The sequence below is a fragment of the Delftia sp. WSY_22 genome (assembly GCF_043104185.1).
GTDB lineage: Bacteria > Pseudomonadota > Gammaproteobacteria > Burkholderiales > Burkholderiaceae_C > Comamonas > Comamonas tsuruhatensis.
Genome location: NZ_JBICKN010000023.1, coordinates 68,641 through 91,910 on the forward strand (window position 1 = coordinate 68,641; position 23,270 = coordinate 91,910).

A 23,270-nucleotide genomic window follows, 5' to 3' on the forward strand; every position below is an offset into this window, starting at 1 on the left:
CCATGTACACCGCCAAAGGCCAACTCGACCGCGATGCACTGATCCGTCGGCACGTACCCCTGGTACGCCGGATCGCGCTGCACATGATCGCCAAGCTGCCTCCCAATGTGGAGCTTGATGATCTGATACAGGTCGGAATGATCGGCCTGGCCGAAGCCCTGTCCCGCTTCGAGAGCGAGCAGGGCGTGCAATTCGAGACCTTCGCCAGCCAGCGCATCCGCGGCGCCATGCTCGATGAACTGCGCGAGGGCGACTGGATGAGCCGCAGCTCGCGCAAGAGCCAGAAGGACATAGAGCACGCGCTGCACCGCCTGGAGCAGCGCCTGGGACGCACCCCGCTGGAGTCCGAGATCGCCGACGAGCTGGGCATGGACCTGGACGACTACCAGTCGCTGCTGGGCAAGGTGCGCGGCACGCAGCTGGTCTACCTGGAAGACATGTCAGGCGGCGACGAGGGCGAGGACTTCCTCGAACGCCACGTGGCCGACAGCGGCGCCGACCCCTTTGCGCTGCTGCGCGACCACCGCCTGCGCGTGGCCCTGGTCGAAGCCATCAAGGCCCTGCCCGAGCGCGAGCAGTACATCATGGGCATGTACTACGAGCACGACATGAACCTCAAGGAAATCGCCGCTGTGCTGGGCGTGACCGAATCGCGTGTGTGCCAGCTGCACAGCCAGGCGATTGCGCGCCTGCGTACGAAGATGCGGGCGCATTGACTGGGGGCACCCCCTGAGGCGCTGACGCGCCTTCCCCCTCTCTACCTGCTTCGCGGGGGAGGGGGACGACACCCTCGCAGCGGGGCGGCCCTTGCTCGGTGTCCCTCGCTTTGGGCCTCGTCGGTTTTTTGCGCTGCTGGTCTGATCTATGTTTGCGGGTCGATACAGCCTTCCCCGCCTTCCGCCCCCTCCCCCTCTCCTCTCTCCCATTCCCTTTTCTATGCGCTGCCGCGCATGGCTTGGACTTCGCGTTCGAAGATGCGCCAGAAGGCGGGTTCCTGCGTGGTGGCGAAGTTGATGCGCATGCAGGTGCTGGGCTGGCGGCCGGCGTGGAACATGGAGCCGGGGGCGATGAAGTAGCCGGCGTCCAGCAGGCGCTGGGCCAGGGTTTCGGTGTCCACGCCGGTGTCCACCCAGCCGAACATGCCGGCCGGCTCGGCCGCGAAGCGGGCTCCGGCCTGCTGGGCCAGTGCCACGCTGCGCATGCGGGCCTGGGCCAGGTGCTGGCGCAGGCGCTCGGCATGGCGGCGCAGCTGGCCCTGGTCCATGCAGTGGGCCAGGGCGCGTTCCGTCAGTGCGGGGGTGGTCAGCGTGGACAGCAGCTTGGTGTCCACCAGGCGCTCCACCAGCGCAGGCGGCGGCGCCAGATAGCCCACGCGCCAGTTGGGCGCCAGCAGCTTGGCGAAGCCGCTCACGTAGATGCTGTGGCCCAGGCGGTCCAGCACGGTCATGCGTGCGGCGTGGTCGGGCGCGATCTCGCCATAGGTATCGTCCTCCACCACGTAGAAGCCGAATCGCCGCGCCAGCTGCAGCACCTCGTGGGCGCTGGCCGGCGACAGGCTGTAGCCGGTGGGGTTGTGCAGCACGCTCACGCTGACGTAGAGCTTGGGCGCACAGCTTTCGCAGTACCGCTGCATCACGGCCAGGTCCGGCCCGTCGGGGCCGCGCGGCACGGGCAGCACGCGCATGCCCAGCGATGCCAGGCGCGCGAACTCCACGGCCCAGCCGGGCTCCTCCACCATCACCGGATCGCCCGGCTGCAGCAGGGCCCGGCTGACCACGTCCAGCCCATGCGTTGCGCCCATGGTGGTGATGATGTGCTGCGGCGCCGCCGCAATGCCCAGGCGCGCCAGGCGCCGCGACAGCGCCTCGCGCAGGCTGATGTCGCCCAGCGGGTCGCCATAGCCCACGCAGGAGTCGTGCAGGGATTTTCCCGAGCAGGCCTTGCGCATGGCAGCGGCCAGAAAGCCTGCCTCCAGCCATTGGGCCGGCAGCACGCCCGCGCCGGGCTGGGGCCTGCCGCCCACGCTCTGGTGGAACATGCCGCGCACCAGCATGGAGGCATTGATGCGCGTGCCCTTGGGCGCGCCGGTGGCCTCGTCCGCAGGCGCGGCGCGGGCCTGTTCGGACTGCAGCAGCGGTGCGTCCTGCACGAAATCGCGCACGAAAAAGCCGCTTTGCGGCCGCGCCTCGACCAGGCCCTGGGCCTGCAGCAGGTCATAGGCGGCCACCACCGTGTGCGTGCTCACGCCCTGCTGGCGCGCGCATTCGCGCACCGAGGGCAGGCGTGCGCCCGCCGGCAGCAGGCGCATGCGGATGCGCTCTCCCAGGCGTTCGGCCAACTGGGTACTCAGGGTCTGCGGCGCCAGCCGCGAAAGGGGAACGGGCATGAGAGGGTCACCAATACGTCACTGTATCGGGATGGGCGCCGATACAGAACATGCAATTGAGGGTTCAACTGTATTGGTACTGTACAGGTCTTGCACCTATATTGCAGGCATTCGTGCTGCGGAGCAGGCCTGCCGTGCCCTCCTCCCCAACAGCCCCTTGCCGCCTGTATGGAGACCTCCGGGGCCACCGCCTCATGCCACCGTCCGAACTCACCGCCTTGCTGCTGCTCGCCGCTTCCATGAGCTTCAGCCCCGGCCCCAACACCACGCTGTCCACGGCCCTGGCCGCCAACCACGGCCTGCGCCCGGCGCTGCGCTTCGTCCTGGCCGTGCCCGTGGGCTGGTGCTTGCTGCTGGTGCTGAGCACGGCCGGCGTGGGCGCGGCGATCGTGGCGGCACCGCTGCTGCTGTGGCTGGTCAAGGCCGCCGGCATCGGCTACCTGCTGTGGATGGCCTGGCGCCTGAGCCGCAGCGCACAGATGGCGTCACTGCAATCTCAGCAGCAGCTGCAGGTGGGTTTCTGGCAGGGCGTGGGATTGCAATTCGTGAACATCAAGGCCTGGCTGCTGGCCCTGGCCATCGTGGCCGGCTGGCTGGCGGGGCACGACGACCTGAGCGAGCGCCTGTCCGTGGTGCTGCCCGTCATGGCCGCCTATGCCTTCTCCAGCAATCTGCTGTATGCCTGCGTGGGCGCACTGCTGCGCCACTGGCTGGCCCAGGGACGCAGGCTGCTGTGGTTCAACCGTGCCATGGCGGCCATGCTGGCGCTGACGGCGATGTGGATGGTGGCCGCATGAGGGTCTGCCATCCACACCCAGGCAAAGGCCGTACTGGCCTGCCCAGCTATTGAAGGGAGGATGCGCAGACCCTTCACGGCCGCGACAAAATACCCTCATTGCCGGCACAAGAGCGAAAGCACCATCCGCACTGCGCTCTTCACATGCGGCCGGCCCGTGCCCCACGACGGCATGGCAACCCATACCAGCCCGCCCGCATGGCGGGCACCGCAAAGACCTGGAACTGCTTTTTTTATGACGACCTGGACGCTGGCAGACCGTGCTGCCAAGATGAACCCCTCCGCCATCCGCGAAATCCTCAAGCTCACCGACCGTCCCGGCATCATCAGCATGGCGGGCGGCCTGCCCTCGCCGCTGGCCTTCCCGCTGGACGCGTTCACCCAGGCCTGCCAGACCGTGATGCAGCGCGATGGCGCAGCGGCCCTGCAATACGCCACCAGCGAAGGCTTCGCGCCCCTGCGCCAGGCCGTGGCCGACTTCCTGCCCTGGGAAGTGGACCCCGACCAGGTGCTGATCACCACGGGCTCGCAGCAGGCGCTGGACCTGATCGGCAAGGTCTTCCTGGACCGCGGCAGCCGCATGCTGGTCGAAAAGCCCACCTACCTGGGCGCGCTGCAGGCCTTTGCGCCGCAGGAACCGATTCCCGTGGGCGTGGACAGCGATGACGACGGCATCCTCGTCGAGGACTTCGCCGCCAAGGCCGGCACCGGCGCCGACAAGGCCCGCCTGGCCTACGTGCTGCCCAACTTCCAGAACCCCACCGGCCGCACCATGGCCGAGGCACGCCGCCAGGCCCTGGTGGACAAGGCGCGTGAACTCGACATCCCGCTGATCGAGGACAACCCCTATGGCGACCTGTGGTTCGAGCAGCCCCCTGCCCTGCCGCTGGCCGCGCGCAACCCCGAAGGCGTGATCTACCTGGGCTCGTTTTCCAAGGTGCTGGCCCCTGGCCTGCGCATCGGCTTCCTGGTGGCGCCCAAGTCCGTCTACAACAAGCTGCTGCAGGCCAAGCAGGCGGCCGACCTGCACACGCCCGGCTTCAACCAGCGCGTGGTCTCCGAGGTCATCAAGGACGGATTCCTGGACCGCCACGTGCCCACCATCCGCGCCATGTACAAGCGCCAGCGCGACGCCATGCTGGCCGCGCTGGAACGCGAGATGGCCGGCCTGGACGTGCAGTGGACCCGTCCCGTGGGCGGCATGTTCCTGTGGGTTCGCCTGCCCAAGGGCATGGATGCGCAAAAGCTGCTGCCCGCCGCCGTGGAACGCGGCACGGCCTTCGTGCCCGGCGCGCCGTTCTACGCGGACGAGCCCCAGGCCAACACGCTGCGCCTGTCCTACGTGACCGTGTCGGCCGAGCAGATCGACAAGGGCATCGCCGCCCTGGCCGACGCCATCCGCTCCACGATGTAAACCACCCCCTGAGCGGCTAGCGCCGCTTCCCCCTCTCTACTTGCTTCGCAAGGGAGGGGGACGACGCCCTCGGCTAGGCGCCCCCGCCGCGAGGCGGCTCTTGCTCGGCGTCCCTGGTGTTTGGGCCAGTTACCTGCTTGGGCCAGAGGGAAGCCGACACGCAGTCGAACCAAAGTCCGGCTTGCCGTCGGCTTTTCCATCCTCCCTTCCATCTGCCCATTGCCATGACACCTGCATACGTCTCCCGCCAGCGCCCCTTCATGACCGTGGACGTGTTCACGGCACGGCCCTACCTGGGCAATCCGCTGGCCGTCGTGCTCGACGCCACCGGGTTGACAGATACGCAGATGCAATCCTTCGCGGCCTGGACCAATCTGTCGGAGACCACCTTCGTGCTGCCGCCCACCGAGGCCGGCCGCGCCGCAGGCGCCGACTACCGCGTGCGCATCTTCACGCCGGGCGGCGAGCTGCCCTTTGCCGGCCATCCCACGCTGGGCAGCTGCCACGCCTGGCTGGCGCAGGGCGGCGTGCCGCAGCAGGCGGGGCGCATCGTGCAGGAATGCGCCAAGGGGCTGATCTCGATTGCGCGCCAGGACGGACGCCTGGCCTTCCAGGCACCGGCCACCGACATCGGCGCCGTGGAGCCGGGCCTGCTGGCCGAGGTGGCTGCCGCGCTGGGCGCGGAGCCCGGCCAGATCCTGCGCGCCGCCTGGCTGGACAACGGCCCGCGCTGGATGGGCGTGCTCTTCGAGCATCCCGACCAGGTGCTGGCGCTGGAGCCCGACCATGCAAGGCTCAAGGCGCTGAACACCAAGGTGGGCGCCTGCGCTTTGTACAAAAGCGCGCAAGATGCACCGGCACTGATCGGCCGCAGCAGCCGCGAGGCACGCGCCTTTGCCACGGGCCAGCGCCCGGCCGGGGCCGATGCGGATGCCGCCCCCAGCCTGGAAGTGCGAGGCCTCGCCAGCCCCGTCGGCGTCACCGAAGACCCCGTCACCGGCAGCCTCAACGCCAGCCTGGCCCTGTGGCTGCGCGGCGAAGGCCTGCTGCGCGCGCCCTACATCGCCAGCCAGGGCTGCTGCGTGGGCCGCGACGGCCGCGTGCATGTCAGCGAGGACGCCCAGGGCGCGCTGTGGATAGGCGGCCATGTGGTGGAGTGCGTGAGCGGCCAGGTGCTGTTGTAAGGGCTGCCGGGGTGCTGGAATCTGTCGCCAAGGCGGCAGCCAGTCGCCCGCAGGACAAACGCCGGCGCCAGCGCTGGCCACAATCCGCGCCATGGGAACCCTCTATCTTGTGCGCCATGGCCAGGCCTCGTTTGGTGCCGAAGACTACGACCAGCTCAGCGAACGCGGCCAGGCGCAATCGCAAAGGCTGGGTGCCTACTGGCGAGAGCGCGGCCTGCGCTTCGATGCGGTCTACACGGGCACGCTGCGCCGCCATGCGCAGACGCTGGCCGGCATTGCCGAAGGCCTGGGCAGCCTGCCTGCCGAGCAGCACCGCACCCAGGCGCTTGCGGGCCTCGATGAATACGACAGCGGCGCGCTGCTGCAGGCCATCCACCCAGCGCCACTGCCCAAGCCCGACACGCCCGAGCTGTACCGCCACCACTTCCGGCTGCTGTGCGATGCCCTGGCCCAGTGGATGGCCGGCACCATCAGCCCCAAGGGCATGCCCAGCTGGGACGACTTCTCCGGCGGCGTGCGCCAGGTGCTGGAGCGCGTGCGGCATGAACATGCCGACGAAAACGTGCTGCTGGTCAGCAGCGGCGGCCCCATCTCCACCGCCGTGGGCCATGTGCTGGGCACCTCGCCGGAGGTCACCATTGCGCTGAACATGCGCATCCGCAACAGCGCCGTGACCGAGTTCACCACCAGCCCCAAGCGCCTGATGCTGCAGACCTTCAACACGCTCAACCACCTGGACACGGACGAGCACCGCAGCTGGATCACGCACGCCTGATCCAGCCCCGGCCAGGCCGCCACACGGCTATTGCGCCAGGGCATAGCAGCCAGAACACGGGCGATCTGGGCCGGCCTGCGCTTTTGCGCCACACTGGCCGGCCAGGAGACAAAAGACCCATGAACAAACGCCGCTTCACGCGCAGCGCCCTGGCCTGCGCGGCCCTGCTGCTGGCCGCCATCACCAGCCAGGCACAGCCCCTGTCGAACAAGCCCATCCGCATCGTCGTGCCCTTTGGCGCAGGCGGCGTGGCCGACGTCACCTCGCGCGTCGTTGCGCAAAAGCTGGCCTCGCAGCTGGGCCAGCCCGTCATCATCGACAACAAGCCCAGCGCGGGCGGCATCGTCGCAGCCGACACCGTGGCCAAATCCGCACCTGACGGACACACGCTGTTCCTCATGTCCAACGGCAGCGCCGTCACCGTGGGGCTGTTCAACCAACTGCCCTTCGACATGGTCAAGGACTTCACGCCGATTTCCACCCTGGGCTACTTCGACATCGGCGTGCTCACCGCCAGCGACTCGCGCTTCAGGAACCTGGGCGAGCTGGTGGCCTGGGCCAAGGCCCACCCCGGCAAGCTCAACATCGGCAGCATCGCCATCGGCAGCACCCAGCACCTGGCGGCCGAACTGTTCAAGACCACGGCCGGCATCGACGCCCAGATCGTGCCCTTCAACGGCACTCCCGCCGTGGTCACGGCCCTGCGGGGCAGGCAGATCGACGCGGCCGTCGAAATCCTCACGCCCATCATGGGCCAGATCAACTCCAAGGCCGTCAACCTGCTGGCCATCACCGGCGACAAGCGCTCGGCCCTGCTGCCCGGCGTGCCCACGGCCCAGGAGTCAGGCATCAAGGGCTTCGTCGCCTCTTCTTGGAACGCCCTGGCCGCCCCCGCCAAGACCCCTCCGGAAATCATCGCCCGCCTGAACAAGGAAATCGCCGCCGCCGTGAACTCCCCCGAAGTCACGCAGAAACTGCGCGAAATGAACGTCCAGGCCCAATCCAGTACGCCCGAGCAGACCGCGCAATTGCTGCAATCGGAAATCAAACGCTGGGGCGACGTGATCGTCCAGGCCAAGATCCCGAAACAGTAAAAAGGGCCGAGCGCAGCGAAGGCCCGCAACAACTCCCCGTATGTCAGCGCAGGTGGCCCCGCAGCGCAGCGAAGGGGTCGCGGACAGTCGGCCGCCGGGCCGAGACCCGGCCTCGAAAAACCACCACCCGGCAGGGTCCAAAAAAGGCCCAAAACTAAAGAGGCTCCGGCGCCCTTCCCACAGTATCCGCAGGCAGCGCAACCATCTCGGACAACAACCGCACCAGCCCCCGAGCCGAAGCCTCCACCATCAAGGCCCCCCGCTCGGCCGTAGCCCCCGCAGCATTCCCCACCGCCCCGCAAACGTTGTAGTCCTCGATGGCCCAGCCCATCTTGGCGCTTCGCCCATTGCCCAGCAAGGCATGCCGCTGCGCCCTATCCTCCGAAGTGGAATGAAAGTCCCGCGCATGCTCCATGCGCACGCTCTCCGGCGCCAGGTGCAGCATCATCGACGTCTCCACCTCGCCGCCATGGATGCCGAAGCGGTGCTCATGCGCGCTGAACTGCGCATTGGCCGCATCGTCCACCAGGCCGAACCAGCTGCTGCTGTAGACCAGCAGGCCGTGGCGCATGCGCAGCTCGCGCGCCACGATGTCCATCACGCTGACCTGTCCGCCATGGCCGTTGAGCAACAGCAGCCGGCGCACGCCGGCCCGCGCCACGCAGGCGCCCAGCTCGGTCCACAGCGCGATCACCGTGGCGGGCGACAGCGTCAGCGTGCCGGCAAACGATTGGTGCTCCACGCTGAAGCCGATGTTCTGAGGAGGAAGAAAGAGCACGGGCAGGTCGGCCGGCAGCAGCGGCAGGGCCGCATCGATCACGCCCTGCAGCAGGCGGGCATCGACGGACAGCGGCAGGTGCGGCCCATGCTGCTCCACGGCGGCCACGGGCAGCACCGCCACGGTTTCCGCGGCAAGCCCCGCCTGGGCCAGCGCGAAATCGCGCGCCGATACTTCGGCCCACCAGCGCGATGGCCAGGTACCGAGGGACGTGTGTGGAGGCGGGGAGCTTGGCATGGCCATGATCTTAGCCCCCGCCCTGCGTCTCATTCGACCTTGAAGTTGGATTCCCTGACGATGCGCTTCCAGCGCTCGTTGTCGGATTCGATCAGCCGCGCGAACTCCTCGGGCGTGCCCCGGCGCGGCACATAGCTGTAGCTGCGCAGCTTGGCCAGCACGTCGGGCATCTGCATGACCTTGTCCATCTGCTGCGCGAGCTGGGCCACGATGTCGCGGGGCGTGCCCTTGGGCGCGAGCAGGCCCGACCAGGAGCTGAAGCCCATGCCGTCCACGCCGGCCTCCTTGATGGTGGGCACCTGGGGAAAGACTTCGGCGCGCTGGGGCAGCAGCACGGCCAGGGCCTTGACCTTGCCCGTGCGGATCATCTCCACCGAGGTGAAGGAGTCGAACGAGAAATCCACCTCGCCCGCCACCACGGCCTGCATCTGCGGCGCCGTGCCCTTGTACTGGGCGTTGACGATGCCCGGCGCGCCAATCACCTTCTTGAACTGCTCGGTGATCAGCGAAATCATGCTGCTGCCCGAGGACACGCTCAGCGGCTTGCCCTGTTTGGCCATGTCAACCAGCTCCTGCAGGCTGTTCACGGGCAGGTCCTTGCGCGCAATGAGGACGAAGCCCACGTCGCACAGATGGCTGATGGGCTCGAAGCTGGCCAGCGCCTCGTAGCTGGTCTTGTAGAGCACCGGGCTCAGGGTCTGCGCGCCCGCCGTGTTCATCAGCAGGGTGTAGCCGTCGGGCGTGGCGCGGGCGGCCAGTTCCGTGCCGATGACGCCATTGGCACCGCCCTTGTTGTCCACCACGAAGGACTGGCCGGTCAGCTCCCCGAGCTTTTGCATGGCCAGCCGCGCCACCACGTCGGTGGTGCCACCGGCGGGAAAGGGCACGATCACGCGCACGGACTTGTCGGGATAGGCAGCGGCCGCGCGCGCGTGCTGCGGCAGCCCCCAGGCGGCGGCCGCTGCCGCGCCGGCGGCCAGGAATTGGCGGCGAGATGTCTCCTGCATGGCTTGTCTCCTTGTGTTGCTCTATCCCGGATGGGTGGCCGGCCCATGATGGGCAACGGACCTATCGCCTGTCCAATACCAAGCGCCTATGCAACGATATCTTTTGCCAATCGTCTTGCAACAACGCACAGAGGATTCCATGGCGCATGGCCGCTACCATCGCCGCCTGTAGCCAGGGGAACCAAAGATCCCGCCCCGGGCTCCCATAGTCCGCCATGCCACTCCAAACGCCTCCTCGCCACACCGCACCCCAGCGCCTCGCCTTCTGGCTTCTTGCCTTCCTTCTGGCCGCCTCCAGCCTGCTGGCCTTCCAGGCCGGCGCGCAGATCCGCCTGAAAACCGGCAGCGGGGCGGCAGCGACCGTGGACACGCCGCGCGTGCGCGCCGAACTCGTGGCCCAGGCGCCCGAAGGCGTACAGCCTGGCCAGACACTGTGGCTGGGCCTGCTGATCACCCACCAGCCCGAATGGCATACCTACTGGAAGAACGCCGGTGACTCCGGCCTGGCCACCGAGCTGAACTGGCAGCTGCCTGCGGGCCTGACGGCGGGCGAGATCCAGTGGCCCGTGCCCGAGGCGCTGCGCGTGGGCCCGCTGCTCAACTACGGCTATGAGGGCCAGGTGCTGCTGCCCGTGCCCGTGCAGGTGGCCCCCGACTTCAAGCTGCCCGCGTCCGGCATGCTGGACCTGCGCCTGCATGCGAACTGGCTGGTCTGCCGCGTGGAGTGCATTCCCGAGGAAGGCGATTTCCAGCTGCAGCTGCCCGTGCAGGGCAGCACGGCAGGCCAGGGTCAGGCCTTCACCCAGGCCTGGGCGCTCAAGCCCCAGGCACTGTCCGCGCCGGCCCAGGCCAAGGTGGTGCCGGCCAGCCAGCCTGCCGCACAAGGCAGGACGCCCGACGAGCGCGTGCAGCTGCGCATCGAGGGGCTGCCTGAATCCCTGCAGGGCCGCACGCTGGACTTCTATCCCGAACCCTCCGACACCTTCCACCACGCGGCAGAACTGGGCAAGGACTGGCAGCAGCGCTGGGATGGTGCGGCCTGGGTGGCAGAGCTGCCCCTGTCCGACATGCGTGGCGACACTCCGGCCAAGCTGCCCGTGGTCCTGGCCCTGCCGCCCGCCGAGCGCGCCGCAGCGCTGGAGCAGGGCCAGCCCGTGGCCTGGCGCGCCGAGGCCCCGGTCGAGGGCCGCTGGACGGCCGCCGCCATGGCCAGCGTCTCGCCCGCACTGGCTGCGGCCCTGGCTGCCAACCAGGCCGCTGCGCCTGCTGCCAGCGCCGCCAGCCTGTGGATGGCCCTGCTCGGTGGCTTGGTGGGTGGACTGATCCTCAACCTCATGCCCTGCGTCTTCCCGGTGCTGGCCATCAAGATCCTGGGCTTTGCACGCCATGGACAGGACCGCCGCGCCCAGCGCCTGGGCGGGCTGGCCTATACGGCCGGCGTGGTGCTGTCCTTCCTGGCCCTGGGCGGGCTGCTGCTGGCGCTGCGCGCGGCAGGCGAGCAGCTGGGCTGGGGGTTTCAGCTGCAGTCGCCGGCCATCGTGGCCCTGCTGGCAGCCCTGTTCACGCTGCTGGGCCTGAACCTGGCCGGCCTGTTCGAGTTCGGCTCCATGCTGCCCGGGCGTTGGGCTGCGGCGCATGCGCGCCACCCGGTGGCCGATGCCTTTCTGTCCGGCGTGCTGGCCGTGGCCATTGCCTCGCCCTGCACGGCGCCGTTCATGGGCGCCTCGCTGGGCTTTGCCATCGACATGCCGGCCCTGCAGGCGCTGACGGTGTTCGCCGCCCTGGGCCTGGGCATGGCCCTGCCCTATCTGCTGGCCAGCTTCGTTCCCGCCGTAGTGCGCTGGCTGCCACGCCCTGGCGCCTGGATGGACACTTTCCGCCGTGCCATGGCCTTTCCCATGTTCGCCACCGTGGTCTGGCTGGTCTGGGTGCTGGGGCACCAAAGCGGCATCGACGCCGCCACCGCGCTGCTGGCCCTGCTGCTGGCCTTCAGCGCCCTGGTCTGGACGCTGACGCTCAAGGGCCGCACGCGGGCCGTGCTGGCCACGCTGGCCGTGGTGCTGGCAGGCGCGCTGCTGGCCACCACCGCACCGCTGATCGCCACACCTGCCCAGGCGGAGGGCACGGGCATGGCGTCCGCTGCAGGCCAGCGCTGGCAGCCCTGGTCGGCCGCCCGCGTGGCCGAGCTGCAGGCGGCGGGCAAGCCCGTGTTCGTGGACTACACGGCCGCCTGGTGCGTGACCTGCCAGGTCAACAAGCGCACCACGCTCAACCATGAGGAGGTGCTGGCCGCCTTCGACAAGTACGGCGTGACCCTGCTGCGCGCCGACTGGACGCGGCGCGACCCGGCCATCACCGCCGCGCTGCAGCAACTGGGCCGCAGCGGCGTGCCCGTCTATGTGCTGCATGCGCCGGGCAAGCCCCCGGTGGTGCTCAGCGAACTGCTGTCCAAGGGCGAGGTGCTGGGGGCGCTGGCCGCGCTTTGACGGCACCCCCTCCTGGGACAAACCCCGATTTTGGGTAGGTGCAAGACCTACATCTGTTGCAGTGCACGCCGTCCTAGACTGGATCCATCCGGGGAATACCGCAATCCGAACGCTAGGCGCCGCGGCTGCCGCCCGACTCCGGACCCGCCCGCGCGGCAACTGCCCGCCCTGCACGACACAGGAGGTGGGCCATGCATGCACTGATCACCCATTCGCACCCTTCGGGGGTGCACCATCGTTCACGCGGCAAGGGATTGCTGCTGGCGCTGGGACTGGCCAGCCTGGCTGTGGCGGGGATCGTCCTGCCCTTTGTGTGGGACCTGCTGGGCTTCGTCAACGGGTTGCCCAAGATGGAGTGGCTGCAGTCCATCCTGGCAGTCTCGCCGGTGTTCAGCTGGCTGATGATGTTCGCCTGGGGCCTGGCCGTTCCCGTGGCGCTGATCTATGCGCTCTACCACCCGCAGACCCATCCCTGGGCCAACGCCGCCATGGTGGCGGGCGCCATGCTGGTGGCCATCACCTGGTACGTGCACATGCCGGCCGCATCGCAATGCACGGCCATGTATCCGCAGACCGGCATGGCCTGCTCGGTGCTGCAATGGGGCTTCAGCATGAGCCTGGGCGTGGCTACGGCGGCCTATGTGTTCCTGGTATTCATGATTGCGCTGTCCTCGCTGGGGCTGCTGGCCGAATGCGTCTCGCGCAATGAGCCGCCCAGGCCCTGAATCCGCACGGTCTTGCGCAAGAGTCCCGGCCGCCGATTTTTTGCCGCCGGGCCGCCCCAAGGCAAAAAGCGGCCCCCTCGGGGGGGCAGCGGACCTTGCGCAGCAAAAGGGGGCGTGGGGGCTTCTTTTATAATGGCGGCTGGGTGTCCAGACCGCATGGGGCGGCAGGACAGGTGTTGATAGCGCAGGTCGGGCCGCCTGCGCACCGGGGCCGCAAGGCCCCTTTGCTGCTTTGCACATGAACACCTACACGACCCCGCGGCCGTCCGGCCCGCGCACGCCCCTTTTCCTGTCTTTCGCCGATCGCGTCGGCGCCTTCCTGTCCCGCTGGTCCCATGCCGAGGCCGCGGGCGGCATCGTGCTGCTACTGGCAGCGGCCGCCGCCCTGCTCTGGGCGAACTCCGGCTGGGCCGGCTCCTACGAGGCGCTGTGGCACACGCCGCTGAGCGTGGGCCTGGGCCCGTGGCAGCTGTCGCAATCCCTGCATTTCTGGGTCAATGATGCGCTGATGAGCGTGTTCTTTCTCGTGGTCGGCATGGAGATACGCCGCGAGATGCATTCCGGCGCACTGGCCCGGCCGCGCCAGGCGCTGCTGCCCGTGATGGCCGCGCTGGGCGGCGTTGTGGCGCCGGCCCTGATCTTCCTGGCCTTCAATGCCGCGCCGCCGCTGCGCAATGGCTGGGCCGTGCCCACGGCCACCGACATCGCCTTTGCCATGGGCGTGCTGGCCCTGCTGGGCCGGGGGCTGCCGCCCGCGCTGCGCGTGTTCCTGCTGGCGCTGGCCATCATCGACGACCTGGTCGCCGTGCTCATCATTGCGCTGTTCTATTCGGGCGGGCTGCAATGGAGCCAGCTGCTGGTGGCCGCCGCCGGCCTGGCCGGCGTGTTCCTGCTGCAGTCGCTGGGCGTGCGCCGCGCCTGGGCCTATGTGCTGCCGGGCGCCGTGCTCTGGTGGGGCATCTGGCAGACCGGCGCCCATCCCACGCTGGCCGGCGTGGTGCTGGGCCTGGTGACGCCCGTGCATGCGCTGGCCGGCCGCGAAAGCGCCGCGCCCGTGGAGCGCGTGCAGGCGGACCTGCATCCCTGGGTGGCCTTTGGCGTGATGCCGTTGTTTGCGCTGGCCAATGCCGGCGTGCCGCTGCAGGGGGCGGGCACCGCTGGCATCGATGCGGCGGGCACCTCGGCCGTGATGTGGGGCGTGGCCCTGGCCCTGGTGCTGGGCAAGCCGCTGGGCGTGCTGATCAGCTGCTGGCTGGCCGTGCGCCTGCGGCTGTGCGCGCTGCCGCCGGGCATGGGCTGGGGCGACACGCTGCTGGCAGGCCTGCTGGCAGGCATTGGCTTCACCATGGCCATCTTCATCGCCACGCTGGCCTTTGACAGCGAGGCCCTGCTCAATGCCGCCAAGCTGGGCGTGCTGTTGGCCTCGGCCACGGCCGCCGTGCTGGGGCTGGGCTGGGGGATGGTGCTGCGCCGGCGCCATGCTGCGGACGCGACAGTGCAGCCGGCCTGATCCGCATGCGCTGCGTACACTGCGGCGCATGAGTGATACAGCCACAGACTCCCGCCTGCGCGACATCCTCGTGCAGTGCCGCACCCTGGCCGTGGTCGGCCTGTCGCCGCAGCCCGAGCGGCCCAGCCACCAGGCCTCGCAGTACATGCAGCGCCACGGCTACCGCATCGTTCCCGTGAACCCCGTGGTGGCACGCGAAGGCGGAAGCATCCTGGGCGAGCCCGTCCATGCAAGCCTGGCCGACGCTGCGGCCGCGCTGGCCGCACAGGGCCCGCGCATCGACATGGTCGATTGCTTCCGAAAGAGCGAGGACATCCCGCCGCTGGCCGCCGAGGCCGTTGCCGTCGGCGCGCGCTGCCTGTGGCTGCAATTGGGCGTGGTCAACGACAAGGCCCTGGAACTGGCCCGCGCTGCGGGCCTGTGGACCGTGCAGGACCGCTGCGTGAAGATCGAACACCAGCGCCTTCTGGCCGATGCCCCGCCCACTGCCCGGTAACTCAGGAATTGCCCATGAAAAAGGCCGCAGCCCCGAAGAGGCTGCGGCCTGCAATTGGCGTGGACCAAGGCCCGGTCAGTCCGGTGCAGGTTACCTGCCTCCGTCCGGGTGTCTGCTTCAGCCCACATCCAGCATCATGCACGGTCTTTGTGACAGCCCTGTGATGCACATCACGGTCCGGCCCATTGCACAAGAAGCCGGCTCCGCCCTCTCTTTCCGAAAATTCCCAATTTCCCCAAAACGCTGCGACGGCCTCAGCCGCGCCGCGTGAACAGGCGCAGGTAGCGCGAAGGCAGGTCCTGCATGCGCATCATGATGGGCAGGTCGGCCGTGTTGAAGTCGCTGTCCCAGGCCGGTGCGCCCAGCACCTTGGCGCCCGTGCGCAGATAGCCCTGGATCAGCGCGGGCGGCTCCACGCTCATGCCGCTGGTGCTGACGGATGCCAGCTCCTCGGGCAGGGCCACGCGGGGACGCACCTGCAGCTCGGGCTCGGCCAGATGGGTCTGGCGCAGTTGCTGCCAGACGCGCGCCGGGCCCTCGCCATGGGCCAGGCCCGGGTACTGCATGGGGATGCTGGCGCAGCCGACCATGGCGTCGAGCCGGTTGCGCTGCATGAATTCGGCCAGCGCGCCCCACAGCGCCAGGATCACGCCGCCCTGGCGGTGCGATGCGTGCACGCAGCTGCGGCCCAGCTCCACCATGCGCGGGCGCCAGGCGGCGAGCGGGCCCAGGTCGAATTCCTGGTCGGAGTACAGGCCCCCGGCGCGCAGCGCCTGGGTGGGAGTGAGCAGGCGGTAGGTGCCGATGACCACGCCCTTGTCGGCATCGCAGACCATGAGGTGCTCGCAGAAGTCGTCGAAGGCATCAATGTCGTGCCCGGCCAGCGGCGTCTGCAGCACGGCGCCCATCTCGGCGGCGAACACCGCGTGGCGCAGGCGCTGCACCTGGCGCACCTCGTCGAGATGGCGGGCCCAGCGCACATCCAGCCGCAGCGGTTTGTCCGCGGCCTGGGGTGGCTGGAGAAGCGCGGAAAGCGGGGGCTTGGCGATCTCGATCGCCGCGTTGCGAAGGGTGTCCAGAACGTCCATATGCCCGCCTTCCTCGTCATGTTGGACGCAGTCGGTGACCTGCCTGTGCCACTCGGTTTGCCTGCGTGCCGCCATTGTGGAAAGCGGCCATGAAAGTCCCGCGACGGTTGCGTTACAGCAACATGTCACACCGCACTGCAATGGTGCACTGCAGCAAATGCCTCTATGACAGGTGTTGCGCGCAAGTTGGTGCACGCCACCACAGGGTTGGCATGTCGTCAAAAATGAAACAAATTGTGCGTTAATGACAGGGCCGCATGCCCGGCCATTGCGGCTTGCGGAGTCCTCAGTCTTCCCTTGCCGCGCCATGCTCCAGACCCTTCGCTCCAAGATCCTTGCCATCAGCACAGCCACCGTGGTCGGCGCCCTTGCCATCACGGGGGCTGCCACGTACCACATCGTTCGCGGCAGCACTTTCCAGACCATTGAACAGGACCTGGACGCCATCACCGCCGGCAACACCATGGCCATCGACCAGTGGGTGGCCTCCAAGGCACGCGCCGTCAGCGCCGCCGCCGCCGTGATCGAGCACGGCGACCCGCAGGGCTTTGCCGCCCACATGGGCCAGGCCAGCGGCTTTCCCATCACCACGGTGGGCTGGGAAGACAAGACCTACAAGTCCACCACCAGCACTCCGCCCGACTACGACCCCACGGCCCGCCCCTGGTACAAGAGCGCCGTGCAGGCCGGCAAGCTGGCCCTGACCAAGCCCTATGGCGACTCCACCACGGGCGTGCCCTATGTGGCCTTCGTGGCGCCCATGCTGCGCGGCGGCGCGCTGCAGGGCGTGATCAGCGGCGCCGTGCCGCTGGAGGGCGTGCGCGAGGTGGTCTCCGCCATCCGCCCCACGCCCGGCAGCCTGGGCTTCGTGGTCAGCCGTGACGGCCAGGTGCTGGCGCATGCCGATGCCAAGCTGCTGCTCAAGCCCACGTCCGACATCTCCGAGCTGCTGACGCCGGCCGCGCTGACCGCGCTGGCCAGCGCCACGGCGCCGCTGGAAGTGAACCTGGGCGGCAGCGCCAAGCTGCTCAAGGCCCGCCCGGTGCAAGGCACGGACTGGCTGCTGGTGGTGGCGCTGGACAAGGCCGAGGCCACGACCGGCCTGCAAAGCGTGCTCAAGACGCTGGCCATCGCCATCGTGCTGCTGGCCTGCCTGGCCACGGCCGTGGCGGCGGCGCTGACGGCCCAGTCCTTCCGGCGCCTGTCCCAGGTGCGCGACGCCATGGACAAGATCGGCTCGGGCGGCGGCGACCTGACGCAGCGCCTGCCGGTGTCGGGCAATGACGAAGTGGCGCAGATCGCCTCGTCCTTCAACGGCTTCGTCGAGCAGATCGGCACCGTGCTCAAGGATGTGCGCAACGGCGTGGAGTCCATGAAGACCGCCACCGACGAGATCAAGCTGGGCAACCTGGACCTGTCCAACCGCACCGAATCCTCGGCCAGCAGCCTGCAGGAGACCTCGGCCTCGCTGTCGCAGCTGACGGCCAATGTGCGCCAGTCGGCCGAGGCGGCCGCCATGGCCACGCGCCTGGCCCAGTCGGCCAGCAGCTCGGCCACCAAGGGTGGCGACGTGGTGGGCAGCGCCGTGAGCACCATGGACGACATCTCCCGGGCCTCGTCCAAGATCGGCGAGATCATCGGCGTCATCGACGCCATCGCCTTCCAGACCAACATCCTGGCGCTCAATGCCGCCGTCGAGGCCGCCCGCGCCGGTGAGCAGGGCCGGGGCTTTGCCGTGGTGGCCTCGGAGGTGCGCAGCCTGGCCCATCGCAGCGCGGCGGCCGCCAAGGAGATCAAGACCCTGATCGACGCCTCCGGCGCCAGCGTGGCCATGGGCACGGAGCGCGTGCGCGCGGCCGGCCAGACCATGGGCGAGATCGTGGACGGCATCCAGCGCGTCTCCCAGATCATTGTCGAGATCAACGGCGCCATGACCGAGCAGAGCGTGGGCATCGGCCAGATCAACCAGGCCGTGGCCGACATGGACCGCGCCACGCAGCAGAACGCCGCGCTGGTGGAGGAGTCCACCGCCGCATCGTCCGTGCTCAACGAACAGGCCCACCACCTGTCGCGCACGGTGGCCGGCTTCACGCTGGAAGGGCGTGCGCCTGCCCGGGATCAGCTGCTGCTCACCAACTGAGCCGCCGCAAGCGACGGGCTCAGGCCTGGGCCGGCGCTCCCAGGCGCTGGGACAGGCTGCGCGCCTGGGCCTGCAGCAGCCGGGCCGGCCGGCCCTGGGGGTCCAGGTCCAGCGTGGCCGAGGGGCCGATGGCGGCAATGGCCAGCACCAGCTGGCCAAAGCCGTCGAACACCGGCACGGCCAGCGCGCTCACGCCTGACAGCAGCTGGTTCTCGACCCGGCTCAGGCGGCTGGCGCGGATGGCGGCCAGCTCCTTTGCAAAGGCGGGCTCCTCCAGGCTGTGGCCTTCCGCGTCCAGCAGGGGCGCAATGCGCCCGGGCTCGCCAAAGGCCGCAAAGATCTTGCCCGTGGCCGTGTGGCGCAGCGATGCGGGCGTGCCGTGGCGCATGGCCACATAGACATGGGTGGGCCCCTCTTCCACGCGGATGATGGTCGGCCCCTGGCCGCTCCACATGGCAATCGACACCGTGCTGCCCACCTCCTGCGCCAGCGCGGGCAGCTCGGCGATCGCCAGGCGCACGGGATCGGCCTGCTGCAGGCTGATCAGCCCCATCTGTATGGCCAGCGGCCCCAGGCCGTAGTGGCCGCTGGCGCGGTCCTGCTCCATCAGGCCCAGTTTGCAAAAGCTCACCAGGTAGGGGTGGGCCTTGGCCGCCGTCATCTCGGCCTCGCGCGCCAGATCCTTGAGCGCCATGCGCCGGCCCGTGCGTGCCAGTGCCTTGAGCAACTGGCCGCCGACTTCCACGCTCTGGATGCCGCGCGGGCCGCGCGCGGGCTCGTCATCGCTGCTGTCAGGAAGGAAGACGGGGCTGTTCGGGGAAGAGGCGGCATCGGACATGGCAGGCATTGTGAAGGCTGGAACCCGGAGTTTGCGGCTCCGAGGGTTTTTCACTATGCCAAACGAATTGTTCAATGTTGAATTTTTCCCTAGCATTCAGGCATTCGATAAAAACAAATGCGTTTGTCCATTTCAAAAGCAGGATGCCCATGACCACCAAGACCTTTGCCTCCGCCGCCGACCTCGAAATCAAGCAGGTCAGCTTCGACAAGCTCTCCGAGCACGCCTACGCCTACACGGCCGAGGGCGACCCCAACACCGGCATCATCATTGGCGACGACGCCGTGATGGTGATCGACACCCAGGCCACGCCCGTCATGGCGCAGGACGTGATCCGCCGCATCCGCGAGATCACCGACAAGCCCATCAAGTACGTCACGCTGTCGCACTACCACGCGGTGCGCGTGCTGGGCGCCTCGGCCTTCTTCGCGGAAGGTGCCGAGCACATCATTGCCAGCCAGGACACCTATGACCTGATCGTGGAGCGCGGCGAGCAGGACAAGGCCAGCGAGATCGGCCGCTTTCCCCGCCTGTTCCAGAACGTGGAAAGCGTGCCCGACGGCATGACCTGGCCCACCCTGACCTTCACCGGCAAGATGACGCTGTGGCTGGGCAAGCTGGAAGTGCAGATCCTGCAGCTGGGCCGCGGCCACACCAAGGGCGACACCGTGGTCTGGCTGCCCCAGGACAAGGTGCTGTTCAGCGGCGACCTGGTGGAGTTCGGCGCCACGCCCTATGCGGGCGATGCCTACTTCCAGGACTGGCCTCACACGCTGGACGCCATTGCCGCCCTGCAGCCCGAAAAGCTGGTGCCAGGCCGGGGCGCCGCGCTGCAGACGCCGGCCGAGGTGCAGGCCGGCCTGGCCGGCACGCGCGACTTCATCAGCGACCTGTGGACCGAGGTCAAGGCCGGCGCCGACGCCCAGCAGGACCTGCGCAAGGTCTACGAGGCCGCCTTCGCCAAGCTGCAGCCCAAGTACGGCCAGTGGGTGATCTTCAACCACTGCATGCCCTTCGATGTGACCCGCGCCTACGACGAGGCCTCGGGCCATGCCGACCCGCGCATCTGGACCGCCGAGCGCGACCGCCAGATGTGGGAAGCGCTCGAAGGCTGAACCACGGCGGCGTGCCGGTCCTGAGCACCGGCACGCCTGCCCATCGCACCCGCCCGCGCACCGGCATTCCCTGATGCCGGCGGGGATGGCTGCGCCTTTTCTCTCTCATACGCCCACGCCAGAGGACGAACCCCATGTCCCACCCCGCCATCTCCCTGCAAGCGCTGCGCGGCAGCGGCGCAGACATACAGGCCATCCACATCCCCTACGAGCGCCATGCCGACCAGGACGCCGGTGCGGACACGCCCGCCCGGCATCCCGTGGTCATCGTCGGCGCCGGCCCCGTAGGCCTGTCGCTGGCCATCGACCTGGCCCAGCGCGGCCAGCGCGTGGTGCTGCTGGACAACGACTGCCGGCTGTCCACGGGCTCGCGCGCCATCTGCTTTTCCAAGCGCACGCTGGAGATCTGGGACCGCCTGGGCGTGGGCCAGGCGATGGTGGACAAGGGCGTGTCCTGGAACCTGGGCAAGGTCTTCTTCAAGGACCAGCCGCTGTACCGCTTCGACCTGCTGCCCGAGGACGGCCACGAGCGCCCGGCCTTCATCAACCTGCAGCAGTACTACGCCGAGGCCTACCTGGTCGAGCGAGCCCTGCAGCTGCCGCTGATCGACCTGCGCTGGCACAGCAAGGTCACGGCGCTCGAGCCGCAGGCCGAGGGCGCGCTGCTGACCGTGGAGACGCCCGACGGCAGCTACCGCATCGATGCGCAATGGGTCCTGGCCTGCGACGGCTCGCGCTCGCCGCTGCGCGGCCTGCTGGGCCAGGAAAGCCATGGCCGCATCTTCCGCGACCGCTTCCTGATCGCCGACGTGAAGATGCATGCCGAATTCCCCACCGAGCGCTGGTTCTGGTTCGACCCGCCCTTCCACCCGGGCCAGAGCGTGCTGCTGCACCGCCAGCCCGACGATGTCTGGCGCATCGACTTCCAGCTGGGCTGGGACGCCGATCCCGAGGAAGAGAAAAAGCCCGAGAACATCATTCCCCGCATCCGCGCCCTGCTGGGCAAGGACGCGCCCTTCGAGCTGGAATGGGCCAGCGTCTACACCTTCGCCTGTCTGCGCATGGACCGCTTCGTCCATGGCCGCGTGGTCTTCGCGGGCGACAGCGCCCACGGCGTCTCGCCGTTTGGCGCACGCGGCGCCAACAGTGGCGTGCAGGATGCCGAGAACCTGGCCTGGAAGCTGGACCGCGTGCTGCGCGGCCAGGCCGATGCCTCGCTGATCGCCACCTATGGCGCCGAGCGCGAATACGCGGCCGACGAGAACATCCGCAACTCCACGCGCGCCACCGACTTCATCACGCCCAAGAGCGAGATCAGCCGCCTGTTCCGCGACGCCGTGCTGGACCTGGCGCGCGACCATGAATTCGCGCGCCGCATCGTCAACAGCGGGCGGCTGTCCGTGCCGGCCACGCTGCATGGCTCGGCGCTCAACACGCCCGACACCGACACCTTCGACGGAACGCAGCTGCCCGGCGCCGTGCTGGCCGATGCGCCCATGCGCCGGCCCGGCGTGGACGGCACGGCCTGGCTGCTGCGCGCCCTGGGCCCGGACTTCACGCTGCTGCACTTCGGCCCCACGCCGGCCTGGGCGCAGGCGCTGCCCGGCGTGCTCAACCTGTCCATCGCGACAGAGGGCGAGGCCCATGCACCAGACGCCGACCTCATCGATGCGCGCGGCCTGGCGGCCAGACGCCTGGATGCGCGCCCCGGCACCAGCTACCTGCTGCGGCCCGACCAGCATGTCTGCGCGCGCTGGCGCCGCCCCGACGAGGCCGGCGTGCGCGCCGCTCTCCAAAGAGCCTGCGGCGCCGCCGCCACGGCCTGAACCTCTTACGCCCCATCCACAGGAGACCGCCATGCTGCTGTCCACCCACCCCAACCTGCAGGCCTGCGACGATTTCTACGAAGCCCTGATCGCCACCCACCAGGGGCTCGATACCGCGCAAAGCCATGCCCTCAATGCCCGCCTCGTGCTGCTGCTGGCCAACCACATCGGCCACCAGGGCACCTTGCTGCATGCGCTCGAACTGGCCCGCGCCAGCGCAGGACTTGCGCCTGCCGGCGCGGACCCGGCCGAGCGCGGCGCCGTGACACCGGTCGCCCCGGTGCACGCGGCCGCCTGAAGCCGCGCGCCGCCGCCCGTGCGGCGGCCTGCCATCCCCACAAAGGCGCCCGCCTCACACCTTGGACATCTCACAAGGGCGCCGCATACAACATGGAGACAAGGATGCAACGCAAGCAGTTTCTGGCCGCACTGGCCTGCTCGGGCCTGGCCCTGGCCGCAGGGCCTGCCGCCCTGGCACAGGACAAGCCCCTGGAATGGGTCGTGGGCTATGCGGCCGGCGGCGGCTCGGACGTGGTCGCCCGCGTCATCGCCGAAGCCATGGGCCGCAACATGGAGCGGGTCATCGTCATCAATAACAAGCCCGGCGCAGGCACCAACATCGCGGCCGAGTACAGCGCCCGCTCGCGCGACCACGGCAACCTCATGTTCACGGCCGACTTCGCCACGCTGGCGGCCAACCCCTTCCTGTTCAGCAAGCTCAACTACAACGCCGAGCGCGACTTCAAGCCCGTGGGCATGCTGGTGCGCTTTCCCATGCTGCTGGTGGTCAACAACGATGTGCCCGCCACCAACCTCTCCGAATTCCTGGCCTGGGCCAAACAGCAAAAGACCGGCGTGAGCTGGGGCTCGGCCGGACTGGGCAGCCCCCACCATCTGGTGGGCGAACTGTTCCGCGAACAGGCGGGCATCAGCAACATGACCCATGTGCCCTACCGTGGCGCCGCCCCGGCCGTGCAGGACGTGGTCGGCGGCCAGATTCCCGCCATGTGGGCCGACAGCGCCACCATCATTCCCTTCCTGAGCGAGAAAAAGCTCAAGGCCATCGGCGTGGCCAGCCCTGCGCGCGTGGACGTGCTGCCCCAGGTCGCCACGCTGCAGGAGCAGGGTCTGAAAGGTTTCGAGGGCTATGCCTGGCAGGGCATCGTCGTGCCCACGGGCAGCTCGGCCGAGGTGGTCAAGAAGTTCAGCCAGTCGCTGCAGCAGGCCCTGGCCGACACCCGCACCAAGGCACGCCTGGCCGCCATGGGCGTGGAGCCCATGCCCGGCAGCGCCGAGCAGATGGGCCAGTTCGTGCGCGCCGAGCGCGGCAAGTGGGGACGGGTGATCTCGGCCAACAACATCAAGCTGGATTGAG

20 protein-coding genes are annotated in these 23,270 nt (G+C 68.9%); 15 read left to right on the plus strand and 5 right to left on the minus strand.

Translation table 11 applies throughout. The annotated features are described in order from the left end of the window. The first annotated feature begins 2 nt into the window (after positions 1-2). The gene (locus ACF8NF_RS13230) at positions 3-716 is read left to right on the plus strand and encodes an RNA polymerase sigma factor FliA (protein ID WP_012202528.1); all 714 of its coding nucleotides are present in this window, start codon (positions 3-5) and stop codon (positions 714-716) included. Between the two features lie 218 nt (positions 717-934). Here ACF8NF_RS13230 and ACF8NF_RS13235 read toward each other — a convergent pair whose 3' ends face one another. Beyond that, entirely contained in the window at positions 935-2,386 is a 1,452-nt protein-coding gene (locus ACF8NF_RS13235; RefSeq protein WP_016449285.1) for a PLP-dependent aminotransferase family protein, read from the minus strand. Positions 2,387-2,580: 194 nt separating this feature from the next. On the opposite strand from ACF8NF_RS13235, the gene ACF8NF_RS13240 reads away from it, so the two are divergent. From ACF8NF_RS13240 to ACF8NF_RS13260, 5 genes are all read left to right on the plus strand, one after another. Further along, on the plus strand, positions 2,581-3,183 hold the full coding sequence (locus ACF8NF_RS13240; RefSeq protein WP_016449284.1) for a LysE family translocator: 603 nt from the start codon (positions 2,581-2,583) through the stop codon (positions 3,181-3,183). A gap of 234 nt (positions 3,184-3,417) precedes the next feature. Then, positions 3,418-4,596 carry a PLP-dependent aminotransferase family protein gene (locus ACF8NF_RS13245; protein WP_133073057.1) on the plus strand — a complete coding sequence of 393 codons (1,179 nt, stop codon included), beginning with the start codon at positions 3,418-3,420 and terminating at the stop codon, positions 4,594-4,596. Positions 4,597-4,820: 224 nt separating this feature from the next. Beyond that, positions 4,821-5,780, plus strand: coding sequence for a PhzF family phenazine biosynthesis protein (locus ACF8NF_RS13250; protein WP_392450710.1), 960 nt, complete (start codon positions 4,821-4,823; stop codon positions 5,778-5,780). A 91-nt stretch (positions 5,781-5,871) separates the two neighbouring features. After that, complete coding sequence (locus tag ACF8NF_RS13255) at positions 5,872-6,555, plus strand: histidine phosphatase family protein (RefSeq protein ID WP_016449281.1); 684 nt, start codon at positions 5,872-5,874, stop codon at positions 6,553-6,555. A 119-nt stretch (positions 6,556-6,674) separates the two neighbouring features. Next, positions 6,675-7,649: a tripartite tricarboxylate transporter substrate binding protein gene (locus ACF8NF_RS13260; RefSeq protein ID WP_209672366.1), complete on the plus strand. Its 975-nt coding sequence runs from the start codon at positions 6,675-6,677 to the stop codon at positions 7,647-7,649. 154 nt (positions 7,650-7,803) lie between these two features. Here the strand turns inward: ACF8NF_RS13260 and ACF8NF_RS13265 are convergent, their stop codons facing one another. Both ACF8NF_RS13265 and ACF8NF_RS13270 read right to left on the minus strand, forming a co-directional pair. Then, a complete protein-coding gene (locus ACF8NF_RS13265; RefSeq protein WP_392450711.1) occupies positions 7,804-8,664 on the minus strand; it encodes a creatininase family protein in 861 nt (286 codons plus the stop codon). A 29-nt stretch (positions 8,665-8,693) separates the two neighbouring features. Beyond that, positions 8,694-9,671, minus strand: coding sequence for a tripartite tricarboxylate transporter substrate binding protein (locus ACF8NF_RS13270; protein WP_016449278.1), 978 nt, complete (start codon positions 9,669-9,671; stop codon positions 8,694-8,696). Between the two features lie 215 nt (positions 9,672-9,886). Between ACF8NF_RS13270 and ACF8NF_RS13275 the strand changes: the two genes are divergently transcribed. The 4 genes from ACF8NF_RS13275 (at position 9,887) to ACF8NF_RS13290 (ending at position 14,888) form a co-directional block, all read left to right on the plus strand. After that, a complete protein-coding gene (locus tag ACF8NF_RS13275; RefSeq protein WP_392450712.1) occupies positions 9,887-12,157 on the plus strand; it encodes a protein-disulfide reductase DsbD family protein in 2,271 nt (756 codons plus the stop codon). A 191-nt stretch (positions 12,158-12,348) separates the two neighbouring features. Further along, positions 12,349-12,882 carry a hypothetical protein gene (locus tag ACF8NF_RS13280; RefSeq protein WP_016449276.1) on the plus strand — a complete coding sequence of 178 codons (534 nt, stop codon included), beginning with the start codon at positions 12,349-12,351 and terminating at the stop codon, positions 12,880-12,882. Positions 12,883-13,120: 238 nt separating this feature from the next. Then, the gene (nhaA, locus tag ACF8NF_RS13285) at positions 13,121-14,392 is read left to right on the plus strand and encodes a Na+/H+ antiporter NhaA (protein WP_203400324.1); all 1,272 of its coding nucleotides are present in this window, start codon (positions 13,121-13,123) and stop codon (positions 14,390-14,392) included. Positions 14,393-14,420: 28 nt separating this feature from the next. Further along, positions 14,421-14,888, plus strand: coding sequence for a CoA-binding protein (locus tag ACF8NF_RS13290; RefSeq protein ID WP_392450713.1), 468 nt, complete (start codon positions 14,421-14,423; stop codon positions 14,886-14,888). Positions 14,889-15,142: 254 nt separating this feature from the next. Here the strand turns inward: ACF8NF_RS13290 and ACF8NF_RS13295 are convergent, their stop codons facing one another. After that, positions 15,143-15,976 (minus strand): GNAT family N-acetyltransferase, encoded by an 834-nt coding sequence (locus tag ACF8NF_RS13295; RefSeq protein ID WP_026062563.1) that lies wholly within the window; start codon positions 15,974-15,976, stop codon positions 15,143-15,145. Between the two features lie 307 nt (positions 15,977-16,283). Between ACF8NF_RS13295 and ACF8NF_RS13300 the strand changes: the two genes are divergently transcribed. Continuing rightward, a complete protein-coding gene (locus ACF8NF_RS13300; protein WP_043790849.1) occupies positions 16,284-18,116 on the plus strand; it encodes a methyl-accepting chemotaxis protein in 1,833 nt (610 codons plus the stop codon). Between the two features lie 19 nt (positions 18,117-18,135). On the opposite strand, the gene ACF8NF_RS13305 is transcribed toward ACF8NF_RS13300, so the two are convergent. Beyond that, complete coding sequence (locus ACF8NF_RS13305) at positions 18,136-18,954, minus strand: IclR family transcriptional regulator (RefSeq protein ID WP_016449271.1); 819 nt, start codon at positions 18,952-18,954, stop codon at positions 18,136-18,138. 149 nt (positions 18,955-19,103) lie between these two features. On the opposite strand from ACF8NF_RS13305, the gene ACF8NF_RS13310 reads away from it, so the two are divergent. The 4 genes from ACF8NF_RS13310 to ACF8NF_RS13325 all read left to right on the plus strand — a co-directional run bounded on the left by ACF8NF_RS13310 (position 19,104) and on the right by ACF8NF_RS13325 (position 23,269). Beyond that, positions 19,104-20,069, plus strand: coding sequence for an MBL fold metallo-hydrolase (locus tag ACF8NF_RS13310; RefSeq protein ID WP_043790848.1), 966 nt, complete (start codon positions 19,104-19,106; stop codon positions 20,067-20,069). Between the two features lie 134 nt (positions 20,070-20,203). Continuing rightward, complete coding sequence (locus tag ACF8NF_RS13315) at positions 20,204-21,895, plus strand: FAD-dependent oxidoreductase (protein WP_034368449.1); 1,692 nt, start codon at positions 20,204-20,206, stop codon at positions 21,893-21,895. Positions 21,896-21,926: 31 nt separating this feature from the next. Then, positions 21,927-22,193 (plus strand): DUF2783 domain-containing protein, encoded by a 267-nt coding sequence (locus ACF8NF_RS13320; RefSeq protein WP_013800326.1) that lies wholly within the window; start codon positions 21,927-21,929, stop codon positions 22,191-22,193. 104 nt (positions 22,194-22,297) lie between these two features. After that, the gene (locus ACF8NF_RS13325) at positions 22,298-23,269 is read left to right on the plus strand and encodes a tripartite tricarboxylate transporter substrate binding protein (protein WP_203400322.1); all 972 of its coding nucleotides are present in this window, start codon (positions 22,298-22,300) and stop codon (positions 23,267-23,269) included. Position 23,270: the final 1 nt, after the last annotated feature.